Genomic DNA, 16,856 nt, shown 5'->3' with positions numbered 1-16,856 from the left:
CAGCCTGCCGCATCAGCGGCCGGTACGCCGTCTCGGCGTACCGGGTGTCGCGCTTCGCGGGGACGCCGCCGCCCGCGAGGAGCGCGCGCCCGTGGTCGTCAGTTCCCGCCGTCGTTGGGGCGGCTCTGTTCGGCCAGGAAACGCTCCAGCTCGGCAGCCAGCTCCTCGGCCGACGGCAGCGAACCCAGCTCGGGCGCGAGCAGGTTCTTCTCGCCCCGGCCCCGGGCGAACGCGTCGTACTGCTCCTCGAGCGCCTGCACGAGAGCGGCGGCGTCCTCGGTCTGTGCGACCTGCCGGTCGATCTCGACCCGAATCACCTCGGCGGACGAACGCAGCTCGTCGTTGGGCAGCAGCAGCCCGGTGGCGCGGGAGACCGAGGTGAGCAGCACCTCCGCGGCGGCCGGGTACTCGGCCTGCGCGACGTAGTGCGGCACGTGGGCCGCGAAGCCGACCGCGTCGCGCCCCATCTCGCCGAGGCGGAACTCGAGCAGGTGGCCGACGCTCGCCGGCACCTGCACCCGCTGCAGCCACGGCTCGTGCCCGGAGATCAGCTCGGGGCGGGTGGCGTGCGCGGTCACCCCGGTCGGCCGGGTGTGCGGCACCGCCATCGGGATCGAGTTGAGCCCGACGGTGAGCCGGACGTCCAGCCGGGCGGTGAGCCCCGCGACGGCGGCCACGAAACGCTCCCACTGCACGTCCGGCTCCGGGCCGGTGAGCAGCAGGAACGGGGTCTCGTCGTCGTCGCGCAGCAGGTGCAGCTCGAGCTTCGGCGCGTCGTACGACTCCCAGTGGTCCTCGACGAAGGTCATGATCGGTCGGCGGGAGCGGTAGTCGAAGAGCTGGTCGAGGTCGAAGGTCGCGATCGTGCGGGCGTCCAGCGAGGTGAGCAGCTGCTCGCGGGCGAGCCGGCTGGCGTTTCCGGCGTCGACGAAGCCGGTCAGGGCCTGGATCAGGACTGGCTGACCGAGGTCGGGCAGATCGTCGGTGAGCTCGTAGAGCTCGTGTGGGTCGAGCACCGGTGCGGACCTCCCTGAAATGGTGCCTACGGAGCGCCGTCGCGTGCACGACGCCCGGTTCCGGCAACGTACCCGCCATCCTGATGCATTCCTTCGCCGGGCGGTCCGTTCTCAGTGAGTGATCAGGATCAGGCGAATCGCCGCATTCCGCCGGGCGTCGGGGGCTGTCGCGCCCGTTCGGCCGAGGGTGACATGGGCTGAACAGCCGAGTTTGGTGATCTTGCGTCCGAGGGTGGACGACTGCCCCGCTTCCGGCCGGGCCGGGCCCGACTGAGTGGACCGACCGGTTCGTCCCGGCCGCGAGGTCCGTTCATCGACGACCCGCCGGCTCCCCGGCTGTCCACCACGCCACCCCCAATCTGTGGCGAGGGCCACGAGATCACGTTGGGTAATCAACGGGTACGCCTGCCTAGCCTCGGCTGATGCGTGACGACGGCACCCTCGACGAACCGAACGCCCCCCTCGATCCGATTGTTCGTACGGACGACAGGGCATCGGCCGAACGGACGATGATGCTGCGGCGCCTCCGAGCCGCTGCCCCCGCTCTCTCGACCGCTGCCAGGTACGCGGGACCACGCCTTCGGGGCGCCCGCGACCGGGCCCGACAGCTCGCGACGACACCCGGGCGGGCCCGGATCGTGCTCGCCACGGGCGTGCTGTGCTGCCTCGGCCTGGCGACGTACGCCCAGACCAACGACGAGACCGCGGGCGTGGTGGCCCGGGTCGACCCGCTCGCCGCCCACTCCCAGCTGGTCCAGCGGGCCGAGCAGGAGCACGCCTCCCGCTCCCTCGACCGGTCGCCGAGCGCCCAGGCCGCGGCGCCCACCACGGCGGCGCCGAGCGCGTCCACCGGGCCGGACGCCGACCCGGACGTGCGGGCGAAGAAGAAGCCGGCGGAGCCGGCGCCGGTGGCGGGGCTGACCCGGACCCAGATGAGGAACGCCGAGGTCATCGTGCGGACCGGCCGGGACATGGGCGTGCCGCGCCGGGGGCTGGTGATCGCGGTGGCCACCGCGATGCAGGAGAGCAACCTGTACAACCTCGCGAGCGGGGTGATCCCCGAGTCGCAGCGCCACCCGCACCAGGGGCTCGGCTGGGACCACGACTCGGTCGGACTCTTCCAGCAGCGGTCGAGCAGCGGCTGGGGGTCGGTGGACCGGCTGATGGACCCCGAGTTCGCCACCCGGCAGTTCCTCGGCGCGCTGGAGCAGGTCCCGGGCTGGCAGCAGATGCGCCTCACCGACGCCGCCCAGGCCGTGCAGGTGTCGGCGTACCCGGACCACTACGCGAAGCACGAGTGGCGGGCGAGCGAGGTCGTCGACGCCGTCCTCTCGACGGGGCGGTAGTCTGCGCCCACAGTGGACGGTTGATTGCCGGGGCATCCCGGGTACATCCGTTGTCGGTTCCGGGTACACATGAGTGAGGGCTCACCGACAGGAGGACCGAGATGTCTTTGATGCAGCGGATCAGCACCTTCCTGCGCTCACCGAAGGGGCAGCAGCTCGTCGCGCGCGGCCGACGCGAGCTCGCCAAGCCGGAGAACCAGCGGAAACTGAGAGGGCTGGCGGCGAAGTTCTCCAACCGCCGCCGCTGACCCGTACCGGCCCCCGCATCGCCTGCGTCGACCCTCGGGAGTACCTGTGTCCGAACCCGTGCCCGCCGACGGCCAACCACCGACTCCCGCGCCGCAGCCACCCACTTCCGCGCCGCAACCGCCCCCGCCGGCCGCCGCCGACCAGGAGATTCCCGAGGCGCCACCGGCCACCCTCTGGGACCGGATGCGGGACGACCCGCAGTACGCCCCGGAGCACCTGGCCCTGGAGGCGGTGCGCCGGCTCGGACCGGAGGCGGCGCAGTGGGCCGCGCGGGCCCGGGCGGAGCAGGCCGACGTCACCGCCGACCTGCTGGCCGAGCAGGCGGTACGCAAGTTCGTGAACCGGGCTCGGCTCTCCGGCGCGGTCTCCGGCGCGGCCGGGCTGCCCGGCGCGGTGATCGACATCGGCGTGCTCGCCTGGACCCAGGCCCGCATGGTGCTGCACGTCGCGGCGGCGTACGGCGTCGACCCGCTGCACACCGACCGCGCCACCGACCTGCTCGTCCTCCAGCGGGTGCACAAGGTCGCCGAGACCGCCCGGCTGGCGCTGGGGGTGGCCGCCGGCCGGGAGCGCGCGGGCGCACTGTTCGGCACGGGTGGGCAGGGCCAGTTGGGCAAGGTCATGCTGCGGTTGGGCGTACGCCTGGCGCAGATGGCCGGGATGCGGGCCGCCAAGCGCGTCTTCGCCAAGCTCGTGCCCGGCGCGGCGATCGTCCTCGGCACCTGGGCGAACTCGTCCGCCACCAAGGATCTCGCCGAGCGCTCCCGGGCGCTCTACCGGCAACACGGGACCGTCGTCCCGGGCCCGCGTCGCGCCTGAGGGCGGGCTCCGGGTGGCGTCGGGTCGGCCAGGGCCCGACGCCACCGGCCAGGACGGGTCAGCCGGCGAGACCGGAGGCCTTCCAGGTCACGTCGGCGAGTCGGCTCTGACCTGCCGCGTTCGGATGGAACGAGTCCAGCGGGTTCACCAGGTCCAGCGTGAACCGCACCCGGTGCACCGCGCCGCCGTCGTACCGGCAGCGTGACCCGTACGCCCGGCACGCCGCCGCCAGTTGGGTGTTGTAGGCGGTGATCCGGGCCCGGAAGGCGGCCCGGCGGGCCCGGTCGGCCGGGGCGTCCGACGCCGCTTCGGCCAGCAGGGCCGGGCAGACGCCGTGCCGCCAGGCCCGGAGCGCGCGCGAGTTCGTGTGCCCGACCTCCCACAGCCGGTACAGGTCGGGGATGCTCGCCACCAGCACCCGGGCCTTCGGGCGGCCGGCGCGCAGCGCGCGCAGCCCCCGGTCCACCTCGGTCCGGAACTGCCGCACCGGGGTCATGTCGTCGATGTCGGCCCGGCAGGCGTCGTTGGCGCCGATCAGCACCGTGACGTGGTCGACGCGGTCGCGTACCGCCGCGCGGGCCTGCTCCTCGAGCGCGGCGGCCCGGGCGCCGGGCCGGGCGTGGTTGTAGGCGCGTCCCCGCAGGTCCGGGTCGCGGTCCAGCAGGCGCCGGTAGAGGCTCCGCACCCGCAGCCCGTCACCTGTCGAGAAGGAGTTGCGCTCGCAGGAGGTGAGGAGCAGGCAGGAGCCGAAGCCGGTGCTGATCGAGTCGCCGAGCGCCGCGATACCGCCTGACCCGCCGGGCTGCGGGGTGCCCCGGGTCGGGCGGGGGCCGGCCTCGCCGCCGCCCTCGCAGGCGAGAGCGACCAGGGCCAGCAGGCAGGCGACGGCGGTGACCCAGCGGCGAGGCATGATTCCCCCCGATGTGCGGCTCAGAGCGACGGCGCGGTAACTCTATGCGCAGGCCGGCTTTCGTCGGAGTGACGCTGTCGGCTATGTGGCACATCCCTGCCGCTGCCCGGATTGATGTGGTAGCTGCCCGGCCCGGCCGTGTGGAGCGCGCGTACGGTCGGCAATCCGGGTGACCCCACGGCAAGCTTGACCTCCTGCGCGCTCGAAGTGGAACGCTTGGTCGGTCACGTCGTGGACCGGGCGCCTGGTCGGTGTCCTCCGCGCCGTGGCCCGGTGTCGAGTCGTTCGTCGACACCGCGTCGTGCCCGGTCCACCCCCGCGACGAAAGAGCGTGTGTCGTGAAACTCGGCCTGCACTACTGGACCTACACCACCCCGCCGGAGCCGGAGCTGATTGCGCCCACCCTGGCCCGGACCGCGCAGGTCGCGGAGGCGGGTGGATTCGCCTCGTTCACCGTCATGGACCACTTCTTCCAGATGGAGGCCGTGGCTCGGGCCGACGAGCCGATGCTGGAGGCGTACACCACGCTCGGCTACGTGGCCGGCAAGACGGAGCGGATGACGCTCGGTGTGCTGGTCACCGGCGTCATGTACCGGTACCCGGGCCTGCTCGCCAAGATCGTCACCACTCTGGACGTGCTCTCCGGCGGTCGCGCCCGGCTCGGCGTCGGCGCCTCCTGGTACGAGCGGGAGCAGCGCGGTCTCGGCGTGCCGGTCGTGCCCATGGGGGAGCGCTTCGAGCGGCTCGAGGAGACGGTGCAGATCTGCCTACAGATGTGGAGCGAGGACAACGGTCCATACCAGGGGCGGCACTACCAGCTGACCGAGACGCTCTGCTCACCGGCTCCGCTGCGTCGGCCGCGCCCACCGATCATGATCGGCGGGAACGGGGAGAAGAAGACCCTCCTGTTGGTCGCCCGGTACGCCGACTCGTGCAACTTCTTCGGCACGAGCGTGGACGAGGCACGCCACAAGCTCGACGTGCTCCGGTCGCACTGCGAGGCCGAGGGGCGCGACTACGACAGCATCGAGAAGACCCTCTCGATGCAGGTTCACCCCTTGGACGACCCGGACGCCTTCCTCGCCGCCGTAGAGGAGTACGCCGCGCTCGGCGTGGCCGAGGTCCAGGTGACGCCGGACCGGCACCCGGTCGAGTTCGCCGAGCAGGTCGCCGAGCGGATCGCGCCGCGCCTCGCCGACATCGGCTGACGGGCGGCGAGGCGTCGCCCCGCGCTCGGCGCGCGGTCGCCCCGCCGCCGGACGAAGCCGGCCGTGCCGGTTAACCCCGTCCGTCCCCGGGTAGGTCGGGGGAATGACGAGATCGCAGCCCCGGCGCGCCCGTGGCACGGTCGGGCATGCCTACAGCGCCTTGAACCTCCGGCTCGCGCTCGCCGGCTTCGGCCTGGTGATCATGGCCATCTTCGCCGTGCTGGCGTTCCTGGCCGAGATCGTCTGGCTGGGCGTGGTCTGTGTGCTGCTCGCGCTGGTCGCCGTGGTCGACCTGATCATCATCCAGCGCCGCCGCGCCGCCCGCCGACGCGAGGAGCCGGGCGCACAGCACTCGCTGTTCGAGTGACAGGAGGACGAGATGTCCATAGCCACCACCAACCCCGCCACCGGACAGGTGCTCAAGACGTACGACCCGATGTCGCCCGAGCAGATCGACGCCGCGATCGACCGGGCCGACCTGGCGTTCCGCCAACTGCACGGCACCACCATCGACCAGCGGGCCGGCTGGATGAACGCCGCCGCCGACCTGCTCGACGCCGACCGCGACGAGATCGCCCGCATCATGACCGTCGAGATGGGCAAGACGTACGCGTCGGCGAAGGCCGAGGTGACCAAGTGCGCCACGGCGGCCCGGTTCTACGCGGCCCGCGCCGCCGGGTTCCTGGCCGACGAGCCGGCCGACGCCGCCGCGGTGAACGCCACCCGGGCCTTCATCCGCTACCAGCCGATCGGCCCGGTCCTCGCCGTGATGCCGTGGAACTTCCCGCTCTGGCAGGTGATGCGGTTCGCCGCGCCCGCCCTGATGGCCGGCAACACCGGGCTGCTCAAGCACGCCTCGAACGTGCCGCAGACCGCGCTGCTGCTGGAGGACGTGTTCTGCCGGGCCGGATTCCCCGAGGGCGCGTTCGGCACGCTGCTGGTGGGCTCGGACGCCGTCGAGCAGATCCTCAGCGATCCCCGGGTACGGGCGGCCACCCTGACCGGCAGTGAGGGCGCCGGCCGGTCGATCGCCCAGATCGCCGGGCGGGAGCTGAAGAAGACGGTGCTGGAGCTCGGCGGCAGCGACCCGTTCGTCGTGATGCCCTCGGCGGACCTGGACCGGGCCGCCGAGGTGGCCACCACCGCCCGCTGCCAGAACAACGGTCAGTCCTGCATCGCCGCGAAGCGGTTCATCGTGCACACCGACGTCTTCGACGCCTTCGCGGAGAAGTTCGCCACACACATGTCGGCGCTGCGGGTCGGCGACCCGATGGACGACCGGACCGATGTGGGGCCGCTGGCCAGTGAGCGCGGCCGCGACGAGGTGCACGCCCAGGTCCGGGACGCGATCGACAACGGCGGCACGGTGCTGGTCGGCGGCGAGGTGCCGGAGCAGGACGGCTGGTGGTACCCGCCGACGGTGGTCACCGACCTGAGGCCGGAGATGCGGATGTGGCGTGAGGAGGTGTTCGGGCCGGTGGCGGGCCTGTTCCGGGTGTCGTCGTACGACGAGGCGATCGAGGTGGCCAACGGCACCGCCTTCGGGCTCGGCTCGAACGCCTGGACGCGGGACCCGCAGGAGCAGGCCCGCTTCGCCACCGACCTGGACGCCGGCAACGTCTTCATCAACGGCATGACCACCTCCTACCCGGAGCTGCCCTTCGGCGGCGTGAAGAACTCCGGCTACGGCCGGGAGCTCTCCGCGCTGGGCATGCGGGAGTTCTGCAACACGAAGACCGTCTGGGTGGGCGGCGAGGACGCCGGTCCGGTCGGACCGGCCGGCGCGCACGCCGAGTAGCGGACGCCGACCCGGGCGCGGGTGGCGCGCGCCACGGCGGGTCGTTCAGCTTTAGCCGGAGACCGTCCTGGGTACGGAACGCAGCCATGACGGTGTTCGGCTTCCACGCGTCCCACGAACAGATCCACCCCCGATCGCTGCTGGACGCGGTGGTCCACGCCGAACGGGTCGGCTTCGACGCCGCCATGTGCTCGGACCACTTCTCACCCTGGAGCGCCCGCCAGGGCCACTCCGGCTTCGCCTGGTCCTGGCTCGGCGCCGCGCTCCAGGCCACCGGGCTGCCGTTCGGCGTGGTGAACGCCCCAGGCCAGCGCTACCACCCGGCGGTCGTCGCGCAGGCGATCGGGACGCTCGCCGCCATGTATCCGGGCCGGTTCTGGGCCGCGCTCGGCACCGGAGAGGCCAGCAACGAGCACATCACCGGCGACGGCTGGCCGCGCAAGTCGGTGCGCGCCGCCCGGCTGCGCGAGTGCGTGGACGTGATCCGGGCGCTGCTCGCCGGGGAGGAGGTCAGCCACGACGGGCTGGTGCGGGTGGACCGGGCGCGGCTCTGGACCCGACCCGAGCAGCCGCCCGCCCTGATCGGGGCGGCGGTGAGCGTACCGACCGCCCGCTGGTGCGCGGGCTGGGCGGACGGGCTGATCACCGTCAACGCGCCCGTCGAGCACCTGCGGCGGATGATCCGCGCCTACCGGGATGCCGGTGGCCGGGGGCCGCTGCACCTGCAGGTGCACCTGAGCTGGGCGCCCGAGCAGGCCGAGGCGGAGGCCATCGCGTACGACCAGTGGCGCAGCAACGTCTTCGCCCCGCCGGTCTGCTGGGACCTGGAGACCGCCGAGCACTTCGACGTGGTCTCGGCCGACGTGCCGATGCGGCGGGTGACCCGCGTGGTCAACGTCTCGGCGGACCTCGGCCGGCACGTCGGCTGGCTGGAGGAGTATCTGACGCTCGGGTTCGACCAGATCGCCCTGCACCACGTCGGGAAGGAGCAGCGCCCCTTCCTGGACACCTTCGGCGCCGAGGTGCTCCCGAAGCTGCGTGCCCGATGATCAGGCGCTCCACGGCGGTTGCCTAGGCTGGCACCCCATGGAGGGACTCTTCGAGGTCGTCGTCTTCCTGGCGACCGCGACGCTCGGTGCCGCGCTGGCCCGCAAGCTCGGCCTGCTGGCGCCGATCGTGCTGGTGGTGGCGGGGCTGGTGCTGTCGTTCGTGCCCGGCTTCCCGCACATCCGGCTCGACCCGGACCTGGTGCTCGTGGGGATCCTCCCACCGCTGCTCTACGTCGCGGCGCTGGAGACGTCCGTGCCGGCCTTCCGGCACAACCTGCGCCCGATCCTGTGGCTCGCCGTCGGGCTCGTGCTCTTCACGGCGGCCGCGATCGGTCTCGTCCTGCACCTGCTGCTGCCGATGGTGCCCTTCGCCGTCTGCCTGGCCCTCGGCGCGGTGCTCGCCCCGCCGGACGCCGTGGCCGCGACGGCGGTGGCCCGGCGCATCGGGCTGCCCCGGCGGGTCGTCACGATCCTGGAGGGGGAGAGCCTGCTCAACGACGCCACCGCGCTGGTGCTGTTCCGGGTCGCCACGCTGGCCGCCGTCGGTTCGGCGGTCGGTGTGACCGAGGTGACCATCGAGGTGCTGCGCTCGGCCGGCGGCGGGGTGCTGATCGGTGCGCTCGGCGCGTTCCTCTTCGGCTTCCTGCACAAGCGGATCAGCGACCCGCTGCTCGACAACGCGCTCTCGCTGATCATCCCGTTCGCGGTGGTCTTCGTCGCCGAGGAGATCCACGCCTCCGGCGTGATGGCGGTCGTGGTCACCGGACTGGCGTTGGGGCACAAGCTGCCGGTGCTGATGTCGGCCGCCTCCCGGCTCCAGGTGGGCGCGGTCTGGCGGCTGGTCCGGTTCCTCCTGGAAGGGCTGGTCTTCCTGCTGGTCGGCCTCCAACTCCCGGACGTGTTGCAGGACCTCGACGAGCCGGTCGGGCGGGTCGTCGGCGTCACGGCGGCGGTGCTCGGCACGCTCTTCCTGGCCCGGTTCGCCTGGCTCTTCCCCGTCACGTACCTGACCCGGCTGGTGCCGAGCGTCCGGCGGGGCACGGCGCGGAAACCGGCTAAGTACCCGCTCGTCATCGGCTGGGCCGGCATGCGGGGCGTGGTGACCCTGGCCGCGGCGCTCGCCCTGCCGCTCACCGTCGCCGGTGGGCGCGAGTACCCGCGGGAGCTGTTCATCTGGCTGGCCTTCGCGGTGATCGTGGCGACCCTGATCGGCCAGGGCGCCACCCTGCCGATGGTGGCCCGCAAGCTCAAGCTGCCGCCGGACGACCCGGTGCAGGACGCGCTCTCCGCCGCCGGCGTGCAGCAGCAGGCCAGCCGGGCGGCCCGGGAACGCCTCGACGAGCTGGCCGACTCGGCGCCCGCCCCGGTGGTCGAGCGGCTGCGTCGTGGGGTCGAGGACCGGACCAACCTGGCCTGGGAGCGGCTGGGCGGCGCCGAGCGGGAGACCCCCTCACAGGCGTACGGGCGGTTGCGGCAGGAGATGATCGACGCCGAACGAGAGGTGTTCCGCGATGCCCGGGACACCGGCCGCATCCCGGAGGAGGTACTGGTGCGCGCCTATCGTGACCTGGATCTGGAGGAATCGTTGCTGCGGCGGGAGGACGACCGGTGAGCTGCGCACACCTGACCGAGGCCGGTACGGCCGAGCCGCGGAACACCGACGAGTGCGGGCCCTGCGTGTCGATCGGCAACACCGACTGGGTGCACCTGCGCTCCTGCCTCAGCTGCGGCGAGGTCGGCTGCTGTGACTCCTCTCCGTACCGGCACGCGAGCGTGCACTTCGAGGAGACCGGGCATCCGGTGATGCGCTCGGTCCAGCCGGGGGAGGCCTGGCGCTGGTGCTACGTGGACGAGGAGATCGGCTGAGGTGTTGCCGATCGGCCGCGCGGACGAGCCGATCCGTCGCGACGACGCCGGTGCCTGGTGCGTCCACCGGTGGGCGGGCACCGTTCAGTGTCCGACCGGCGGGAGCGGGCCAGCACCGGCAAAGAGCCCCTACCCCGGGTCATGGAGTGCCACTGGATTCGCTGCTGACGGCTGCGCTGGTGGCCTGGCTGTCGTCGCCGCCGTACCCCTTGCCTCGAAGGGTGCCTCGGGCCCGGACGTGCTGGTCCCGCCGGCTCTGCCGGATCGCCTGCCGGGCGAGCTGCAGCGCGGCCTCGCGCCCGGCCGGCGTCGGTCGACGCCGTCGGCGGACCACCACCACCACGAAGATCGCGAGAACGAGTGCCACTGCGGTGCCGGCGAGCCACAGATTTCCGTCCACGGCCGTCATGGTATGGGCGGCCCGCACCGGGCCCGCCCACCCCGCCTGGTGGTCCGGTCGGCCGGGGCGCGACTGGGTTCGCGCCGGGTGGCGGTGGCCGGCATGGCTCGGCGGCGCCGCGGTGGCGAGCGCGACGGTGCTGGATGCCTCTCCAGGCGACCTGGCGGCGGCACGACGGAGAGTGAGATTCGCCGCGCCACGCGGAGTCACGGTGGATCTCCTAGAGACAACAGCGCCCCTCGCCTGGCAGGCTGCCACCCATGACCCTGAAGCTGCGTTCCGTGGGAACGAGCGACCGTGGGCTGATCCGCAGCGGGAACCAGGACGCAATGCACTCCGGCACGTGGCTGGTCGCCGTCGCCGACGGCATGGGTGGCATGGCGGCCGGCGACCTGGCCAGCTCGCTCACCATCGGAGCGATAGCGCCGCTGGACGTGGAGACACCGGAGGACGCCCTGGTCGCCGCGTTGCAGAGCGGCATCGAGCAGGCCACCCTCCGGATCCGCCGGGCGGTCGGCGAGGATCCGGAGCGGCAGGGCATGGGTACGACCTTGACCGCGCTGCTCTTCGCCCGGACCGGCAGTTGCCTGGCGCTCGCCCACATCGGCGACTCCCGGGCCTACCTGTTCCGAGAGGGTGTGCTCAAGCAGATCACCCGGGACGACACCTTCGTGCAGATGCTCGTCGACCAGGGTGTGATCACGCCGGACCAGGCGAGCAGTCACCCCCGCCGGGCCGTCGTCACCCAGGCGTTGCAGGGCGATGACGTCTCCCCGACGTACGCCACGATGGTGCCCGCGGCCGGTGACCGCTGGCTGCTCTGCAGCGACGGCCTCTCCAACGTGGTCCGGCCCGACACGCTGGCCGAGGTGCTGGCCGGTCACCCGGACCGCGCCGAGTGCGCGCACAAGCTGATCGACCTGGCGCTGCGGGCCGGCGGCCCGGACAACATCACGGTGGTCGTGGCCGACGTCGTCGAGGAGTGAGCGGTCAGCGCCGCCGGGGGTTGACGCGCCCGGTGGGTACGGCCGTGGTCGGGTCCTCCGGCCAGGGGTGGCGCGGGTAGCGGCCGCGCAGTTCGGCCCGGACCTGCGGGTAGCCCACCCGCCAGAAGGAGGCCAGGTCGGCGGTGACCGCGACCGGGCGCCCGGCGGGCGAGAGCAGGTGCAGCAGGACCGGCACCCGGCCGTCGCCGATGCGGGGCGCCTCCCGCCACCCGAACGTCTCCTGAAGCTTCACCGGCAGCACGGGCGCCGCCGGGTCGGCGTAGTCGACCCGGATCCGTGAGCCGCTGGGCACCGCGATCCGCTCCGGCGCCACCTCGTCCAGCCGGGCGGCCTGGGCCCAGGGCAGCAGCCGGCGCAGCGCGGCGACCACGTCCACCCGGGCCAGGTCGGCGCGGCGCCGGGCGGTGGCCAGCTCCGGCGCGAGCCAGTCGGGTGCGGCGGCGAGGAGCGCGTCGTCGGCGACGTCGGGCCAGTCGTCGCCGAGCGCATGCCGGCAGAACGCCAGCCGCTGCCGCAGCGCGTCGGCGGCCGGGGTCCACTCCAGCAGCCCGAGGCCGGTGCGCCGCAGGCCGGTCAGCAGCGCCGCGCCGACCGCGGCCGGGTCGGGGCGGCTGAGCGGGCGTTCGAGCAGTTCGATAGCGCCGAGCCGGACCACCTCCCGGGCCACCACGTCCGTGCCGGACCAGCCCACCTCCTGCTCGGTGCGCAGCTGCGACCCGGCCACCTCCCGGGCGGTGGTCTCGTCGAGCGCGGCCGCGAGGCGGATCCGGGCGGTCGGCGCGCCGGGGGAGCGGTCGGCGACCGCCACCGCGAGCCACTCGGCGCCGGCCAGGCCCGAGCCGGGCGCCAGCTCCGCGGCGGTGCCGCCGCTCATCAGGTACGAGGAGCCGCCCGGGCGCCGGAGCCGGGCCAGCCGTTCGGGGTGGGCCAGCCCGACCAGCAGCCCGGCGGCGAGATCGTCGGAGAGGCGGTGCCGGGCGCCGGCGCTCCTCTCCTCTTCGCTGGACTCCGCGCTGAGGAGGGTGCGCAGGCGGCGTGCCTCGGCACGCCAGCGGGCGGTGGCGGCGGCGTCGGTGCCGGCGCGCAGCCGACGCCAGACCGCGGCGAGGTCGTCGGCGGGGCCGGCGACGGTCTCCTCGGCGAGCAGGGCGACCACCTCGGCGGCCCGGTCGGCGCCGACCCGGCCCGCGCCGTCGAGCAGGGCGCGGGCCAGTCGTGGGTGCGCGCCGACGGCCGCGATGGCGCGCCCCCGTCCGGTGATCCGGCCGGTGGAGTCGATCGCGCCGAGGGTGGCGAGCGTGTCCCGGGCGACCGTCATCGCCGCCGCCGGGGGCGGGTCGGGCAGGGCCAGGCCGGTGCCGTCCGGCTGCCCCCAGGCCGCCAGGTCGAGGGCGAAGCCGGTGAGGTCCGCCGTCTCGATCTCCGGCGCCGGTTGGGCGGGCAGCCGCGCGTGGGTCGCCTCGGACCAGCAGCGGTAGACGTGCCCGGGCGCCTCTCGGCCGGCGCGACCGGCCCGCTGGGTGGCGGCGGCCCGGGAGACCGGCACGGTGACGAGCGCGCCGAGGCCGCGGGACAGGTCCAGTCGGGCCACCCGGGCGAGTCCGGCGTCCACCACCATCCGTACGCCGGGCACGGTGAGGCTGCTCTCGGCCACCGCGGTGGCCAGCACCACGCGGCGGCGGGCGCTCGCGGCGTCGCCGGGCCGGGTCGATCGTGGGCGAAGTGCGGCGTCCTGCTCCCCGGCGGGTTGCCTGCCGTGCAGCGGGAGCAGGTCGACGGTGTCCCGCAGGTCGGCCAGTCGCCCGGCGACGGACGCGATCTCGCCGGCCCCGGGGAGGAAGGCCAGCACGTCGCCGTCGTGCTCGCGCAGCGCTCGGCGGATGGTCGCCGCCACGTGGTCGAGCAGCGCCCGGTCGACCCTGCCGGCCCCCGGGGCGGGCAGCGGGCGGGGCGGCGGCGCCCAGATCCGGGTCACCGGGTGCAGCGCCGCGTCGGCCCGGACGATCGGGGCCGGGTCGTCGGAGCCGCCGAGCAGGCCGGCGAAGCGGTCGGCCTCCGGGGTGGCGGACATGGCCAGCAGCCACAGGTCGGGGCGCAGGGCGCTGCGGGCCTCCACCGCGAAGGCGAGCGCGAGGTCGGCGTCGAGCTGGCGTTCGTGAACCTCGTCGAGCAGCACCGCCGCGGTGCCGGGCAGGTCGGGGTCGCGCAGCAGGCGACGCAGCAGCAGGCCGGTGGTGACCACCTCGACCCGGGTCCGTGCCCCGACCCGCCGGTCGCCGCGGACCGCGTACCCGATCCGGTCGCCGACCGGTTCGCCGAGCAGGTCCGCCATCCGCCGGGCAGCGGCGCGGGCGGCGACCCGACGGGGCTGGGCGACCACCACCCGGCCGTCGACCCGGTCGGCGACGGCCAGCGGCGCGAGCGTGGTCTTGCCGGTGCCGGGCGGGGCCACCAGGACTCCGACGCCGGTGCTGCGCAGGGCCGCGACGACCGCCGGCAGCACGGCGCGTACCGGCAGGTCGAGGCGTACGTCGGAGAGCACGGCCCAGTCTCGCACCGGCGGCGTCGACGGCCCGCCACGGTACCTGTCGGACCGGGACGGGCCGGGGCGTCCAGCGGCGGACACACCGATGGCCGGGTCCGTCGGACCCGGCCATCGGTGCCATCACCCCCTGGTGGATGTCATCGAACCGCGCGGCTAGTAGGTGCCGTCGAGCTGTCCGCGCAGCTTGGTCAGCGCCCGTGCCAGCAGTCGGGAGACGTGCATCTGCGAGACGCCGATCTGCTCGGCGATCTGCGACTGGGTCAGGTTGCCGTAGAACCGCAGGGTGAGGATCTTCTGTTCGCGCTCGTCGAGGGTGGCGAGGGCGGGGCCCAGGGCGACCCGCAGTTCGGCCAGCTCGAACTCGCCGTCCTCGCCGCCGAGCATGTCGCCCAGCTCGGTGGCGCGGTCGCCGTCACCGGTCGGCGTGGAGAGCGAGACCGCGTTGTAGGCGCGGGCACCCTCCAGGCCCTCGAGGACCTCCTCCTCAGTGATCTTGAGGTGGGCGGCGATGTCGGCGACCGTCGGCGAGCGGCCGAGGGTCTGCAGCAGGGAGCTGTTGGCGTCGGAGATGGCCAGTCGCAGCTCCTGCAGGCGCCGCGGGACCCGGATGTCCCAGGTCCGGTCGCGGAAGTGCCGCTTTAGCTCCCCGATGATGGTGGGGATGGCGTAGCCGGCGAAGTCGACCCCGCGCGACGGGTCGAACTTGTCGATCGCCTTGATCAGGCCGACGGCGGCGGTCTGCGCCAGGTCGTCGGTGGGCTCGCCCCGCCCGCTGTAGCGGTGGGCGAGGTGATTGGCGAGCGGCAGCCAGGCCTCGATGGCTCGGTCCCGCAGGGCGGGACGCGACGGGTGGTTGGCGGGCAGCGCGGCCATCGCGTTGAGCAGGTCGGTGGCGCTGTCGGAGAGTGCCCGCGGGTCGAGCTTGGCCGCCGTGGTCGACGTGCTCGTCGTTTCCTCTTTGATCGCTGGCGCGGTCATGGGTGGTCCTCCCTGCACCTCGTCCGCGGATGAAGGCGTGACGCTTCGTCTTAGCTTTGATTGGGCTGTTCGGTAGCCACCCTAACCCGATGGTGCCGCGAAAATCTAGCCGAACGGACGATGTACTTAAAGGTCAAAGCCTGTGAAAAAGGTTCTAATCCGGCGTCTGTCGAGCCGATGTGAGGGCGATTACCGGCCGTCACCCGGGTCGACGCAGGGAGCTGGACGTCCGGTTTGCCTGGCCCGTACGACAGAACGGAGTCGGCCGAGCGGTCAACATGAAACCCGACACCAGGGAGTTACTGTCGCCATTCCGTCGTTGTCCACCGCGCCCGACCAGCCGTAACGTGCACCTCGTACCCACCGCGATGGAGGCGCCGTGCTCGACCCTGCCGCTCCCCAGCTCGTCGTGAACAGTCGCTTCCTTCACGTGAGCTGGCTTCCGGCGGACCCGGACGCGGTCTCCGCGCTGGTGCCGACGGGGCTGCGGCCGCACCCGGAGCCACGCGTCTTTCTCGGCCAGTGCGTGGTCGACGACGCGAGCCAGACCTCGGGCCTCGGCGCCTACGACCTGACCTACCTGGGCGTGTCACTGGACGGCGTCGACACTCCCTTGGGTACCACCCCGTGCGGTTGGTGGACCCACTACGTCACCTCCAGCGAACGAGTGCTCGGCTACGTCCGCATGCGAGGCTTCCCCGCATACCCCGGGCGTACCACCCTCGAGGTGCGAGCCGACACCCTCGTCGCCGAGACCGAACTGGACGGCGTCCCGGTGATCCGGACCCGGTGCCGGGTGGGGGAGACCGGGCATGTGATCGACAGTGGGCAGAGCCGCTACTTCACCCGGCGGGACGGACAGCTGCTCAGCTCGGTCTACCCGTACCTGATCGAGCCGGTGTCGCCCTTCGAGATCGAGTCGGTGGAATTCCTGGCGCCGGAGCATCCGGTCTACGCGCTCCGACCGGCCAACCCGCTGACCATCGTCGCCGGCTTCTACTCGCCCCGGGCCTCCTTCGCCTACCCGGGCAGCCTGACCGTCCATCCTGGGGACGCCGGCGCGGGCGACTGGGCCGAGGTCCCGCCCGCCGCCGTCCGGCGGTCGAGCACCCGGGTCGTGAACCGCCCGGGCCGCCGGTAACACCGCGCCCGCCGACCCCCTCCGCCGTCCGGTCGACCCACCGTCCACCGGACGGCGGTCGTCATCGACGGGCGTCCGCGCCCGCCGCGATCCCTGGTCGAACCGCTCGTGGATTGTCGCCCCGGCCAGGTTTCAGCCGGGCCAGACGGGTAACCGTGACGTGCGGGTCGGCGCGTTCGGCTGCGGTGCGGAACCCGGCACCACACCTGAGGAGTCGATCCCGACCTCACGGCAGGACCCCCGCCGTGGGCCCTACGCCGGCCGGTACGCAGCTGCCGGGACCGGCCGTTCTGATCGGCGAGACTCCCAGGAGGCCAGACCATGCCCCGCGAGACGACGAACACCATGACCGAGCGCCGCGAGTCGGCGGTGGAGGGCGAACGGAGCGCGCTGGTAGCGCTGCTGGTCATGGTGCTTCTCGGCCTCGCCGGCATCTTCGCCGTCTCCTGACCCGTGCCACCGGCGTGACCCGTCGGTCGTGCCACCGGCGTGACCCGTGACCTCGCATACGGCGGGGCGGCCGG

The 16,856-nt window shown here is 73.4% G+C and carries 17 protein-coding genes; 12 read left to right on the top strand and 5 right to left on the bottom strand.

Annotation, left to right across the window (positions count from 1 at the left end):
• Positions 1-98: 98 nt before the first annotated feature.
• The gene (locus D7044_RS04100; RefSeq protein ID WP_120688020.1) at positions 99-1,016 is read right to left on the bottom strand and encodes a proteasome assembly chaperone family protein; all 918 of its coding nucleotides are present in this window, start codon (positions 1,014-1,016) and stop codon (positions 99-101) included.
• Between the two features lie 422 nt (positions 1,017-1,438).
• Between D7044_RS04100 and D7044_RS04095 the strand changes: the two genes are divergently transcribed.
• The 3 genes from D7044_RS04095 (at position 1,439) to D7044_RS04090 (ending at position 3,430) form a co-directional block, all read left to right on the top strand.
• On the top strand, positions 1,439-2,362 hold the full coding sequence (locus tag D7044_RS04095) for a peptidase M23 (protein WP_120681261.1): 924 nt from the start codon (positions 1,439-1,441) through the stop codon (positions 2,360-2,362).
• A 101-nt stretch (positions 2,363-2,463) separates the two neighbouring features.
• Entirely contained in the window at positions 2,464-2,610 is a 147-nt protein-coding gene (locus tag D7044_RS32555) for a hypothetical protein (protein WP_165947335.1), read from the top strand.
• A gap of 46 nt (positions 2,611-2,656) precedes the next feature.
• Positions 2,657-3,430, top strand: a complete 774-nt coding sequence (locus D7044_RS04090; protein ID WP_199716464.1) for an EcsC family protein — start codon at positions 2,657-2,659, stop codon at positions 3,428-3,430.
• A 58-nt stretch (positions 3,431-3,488) separates the two neighbouring features.
• Here the strand turns inward: D7044_RS04090 and D7044_RS04085 are convergent, their stop codons facing one another.
• Positions 3,489-4,340 carry an SGNH/GDSL hydrolase family protein gene (locus D7044_RS04085; RefSeq protein WP_120688019.1) on the bottom strand — a complete coding sequence of 284 codons (852 nt, stop codon included), beginning with the start codon at positions 4,338-4,340 and terminating at the stop codon, positions 3,489-3,491.
• Between the two features lie 338 nt (positions 4,341-4,678).
• Here D7044_RS04085 and D7044_RS04080 point away from each other — a divergent pair, with 338 nt between their 5' ends.
• The 6 genes from D7044_RS04080 (at position 4,679) to D7044_RS04055 (ending at position 10,261) form a co-directional block, all read left to right on the top strand.
• Positions 4,679-5,548, top strand: coding sequence for an LLM class F420-dependent oxidoreductase (locus D7044_RS04080; protein ID WP_120681265.1), 870 nt, complete (start codon positions 4,679-4,681; stop codon positions 5,546-5,548).
• Between the two features lie 103 nt (positions 5,549-5,651).
• A complete protein-coding gene (locus tag D7044_RS04075; protein WP_120688018.1) occupies positions 5,652-5,915 on the top strand; it encodes a DUF6343 family protein in 264 nt (87 codons plus the stop codon).
• 12 nt (positions 5,916-5,927) lie between these two features.
• A complete protein-coding gene (locus D7044_RS04070) occupies positions 5,928-7,346 on the top strand; it encodes an NADP-dependent succinic semialdehyde dehydrogenase (RefSeq protein WP_120688017.1) in 1,419 nt (472 codons plus the stop codon).
• Positions 7,347-7,432: 86 nt separating this feature from the next.
• Positions 7,433-8,395, top strand: a complete 963-nt coding sequence (locus tag D7044_RS04065) for a TIGR03885 family FMN-dependent LLM class oxidoreductase (protein ID WP_120681271.1) — start codon at positions 7,433-7,435, stop codon at positions 8,393-8,395.
• A 37-nt stretch (positions 8,396-8,432) separates the two neighbouring features.
• Positions 8,433-10,007: a Na+/H+ antiporter gene (locus D7044_RS04060; RefSeq protein ID WP_120681273.1), complete on the top strand. Its 1,575-nt coding sequence runs from the start codon at positions 8,433-8,435 to the stop codon at positions 10,005-10,007.
• Positions 10,004-10,261: a UBP-type zinc finger domain-containing protein gene (locus tag D7044_RS04055; protein WP_120681275.1), complete on the top strand. Its 258-nt coding sequence runs from the start codon at positions 10,004-10,006 to the stop codon at positions 10,259-10,261. The genes D7044_RS04060 and D7044_RS04055 overlap by 4 nt, the downstream gene beginning before the upstream one ends.
• 139 nt (positions 10,262-10,400) lie before the next feature.
• On the opposite strand, the gene D7044_RS04050 is transcribed toward D7044_RS04055, so the two are convergent.
• A complete protein-coding gene (locus D7044_RS04050; protein ID WP_120688016.1) occupies positions 10,401-10,661 on the bottom strand; it encodes a hypothetical protein in 261 nt (86 codons plus the stop codon).
• Between the two features lie 260 nt (positions 10,662-10,921).
• Here D7044_RS04050 and D7044_RS04045 point away from each other — a divergent pair, with 260 nt between their 5' ends.
• Positions 10,922-11,647, top strand: a complete 726-nt coding sequence (locus D7044_RS04045) for a PP2C family protein-serine/threonine phosphatase (protein WP_120681279.1) — start codon at positions 10,922-10,924, stop codon at positions 11,645-11,647.
• 4 nt (positions 11,648-11,651) lie between these two features.
• Here the strand turns inward: D7044_RS04045 and hrpB are convergent, their stop codons facing one another.
• Both hrpB and D7044_RS04035 read right to left on the bottom strand, forming a co-directional pair.
• Entirely contained in the window at positions 11,652-14,210 is a 2,559-nt protein-coding gene (gene hrpB, locus D7044_RS04040; protein ID WP_120688219.1) for an ATP-dependent helicase HrpB, read from the bottom strand.
• 156 nt (positions 14,211-14,366) lie between these two features.
• On the bottom strand, positions 14,367-15,191 hold the full coding sequence (locus tag D7044_RS04035) for a SigB/SigF/SigG family RNA polymerase sigma factor (protein ID WP_120681281.1): 825 nt from the start codon (positions 15,189-15,191) through the stop codon (positions 14,367-14,369).
• A 379-nt stretch (positions 15,192-15,570) separates the two neighbouring features.
• Here D7044_RS04035 and D7044_RS04030 point away from each other — a divergent pair, with 379 nt between their 5' ends.
• Complete coding sequence (locus D7044_RS04030) at positions 15,571-16,332, top strand: acetoacetate decarboxylase family protein (RefSeq protein ID WP_199716463.1); 762 nt, start codon at positions 15,571-15,573, stop codon at positions 16,330-16,332.
• A 321-nt stretch (positions 16,333-16,653) separates the two neighbouring features.
• Positions 16,654-16,782, top strand: coding sequence for a hypothetical protein (locus D7044_RS33225; RefSeq protein ID WP_255510791.1), 129 nt, complete (start codon positions 16,654-16,656; stop codon positions 16,780-16,782).
• Positions 16,783-16,856: the final 74 nt, after the last annotated feature.

Origin of the sequence: Micromonospora musae (genome assembly GCF_003626635.1) — a bacterium.
Taxonomy (GTDB): Bacteria; Actinomycetota; Actinomycetes; order Mycobacteriales; family Micromonosporaceae; genus Micromonospora; species Micromonospora musae.
The sequence above is the reverse complement of the archived record's forward strand: the minus strand, read 5'-3'. Positions and strand labels throughout refer to the sequence as shown.

Bases quoted from the DNA above. Each gene is read 5' to 3' on its own strand.
- D7044_RS04095 (WP_120681261.1), top strand. From the start codon at position 1,439: ATGCGTGACGACGGCACCCTCGACGAACCGAACGCCCCCCTCGATCCG.
- D7044_RS32555 (WP_165947335.1), top strand. From the start codon at position 2,464: ATGTCTTTGATGCAGCGGATCAGCACCTTCCTGCGCTCACCGAAGGGG.
- D7044_RS04085 (WP_120688019.1), bottom strand. From the start codon at position 4,340: ATGCCTCGCCGCTGGGTCACCGCCGTCGCCTGCCTGCTGGCCCTGGTC.
- D7044_RS04075 (WP_120688018.1), top strand. From the start codon at position 5,652: ATGACGAGATCGCAGCCCCGGCGCGCCCGTGGCACGGTCGGGCATGCC.
- D7044_RS04070 (WP_120688017.1), top strand. From the start codon at position 5,928: ATGTCCATAGCCACCACCAACCCCGCCACCGGACAGGTGCTCAAGACG.
- D7044_RS04065 (WP_120681271.1), top strand. From the start codon at position 7,433: ATGACGGTGTTCGGCTTCCACGCGTCCCACGAACAGATCCACCCCCGA.
- D7044_RS04060 (WP_120681273.1), top strand. From the start codon at position 8,433: ATGGAGGGACTCTTCGAGGTCGTCGTCTTCCTGGCGACCGCGACGCTC.
- D7044_RS04045 (WP_120681279.1), top strand. From the start codon at position 10,922: ATGACCCTGAAGCTGCGTTCCGTGGGAACGAGCGACCGTGGGCTGATC.
- D7044_RS04035 (WP_120681281.1), bottom strand. From the start codon at position 15,191: ATGACCGCGCCAGCGATCAAAGAGGAAACGACGAGCACGTCGACCACG.
- D7044_RS33225 (WP_255510791.1), top strand. From the start codon at position 16,654: ATGCCCCGCGAGACGACGAACACCATGACCGAGCGCCGCGAGTCGGCG.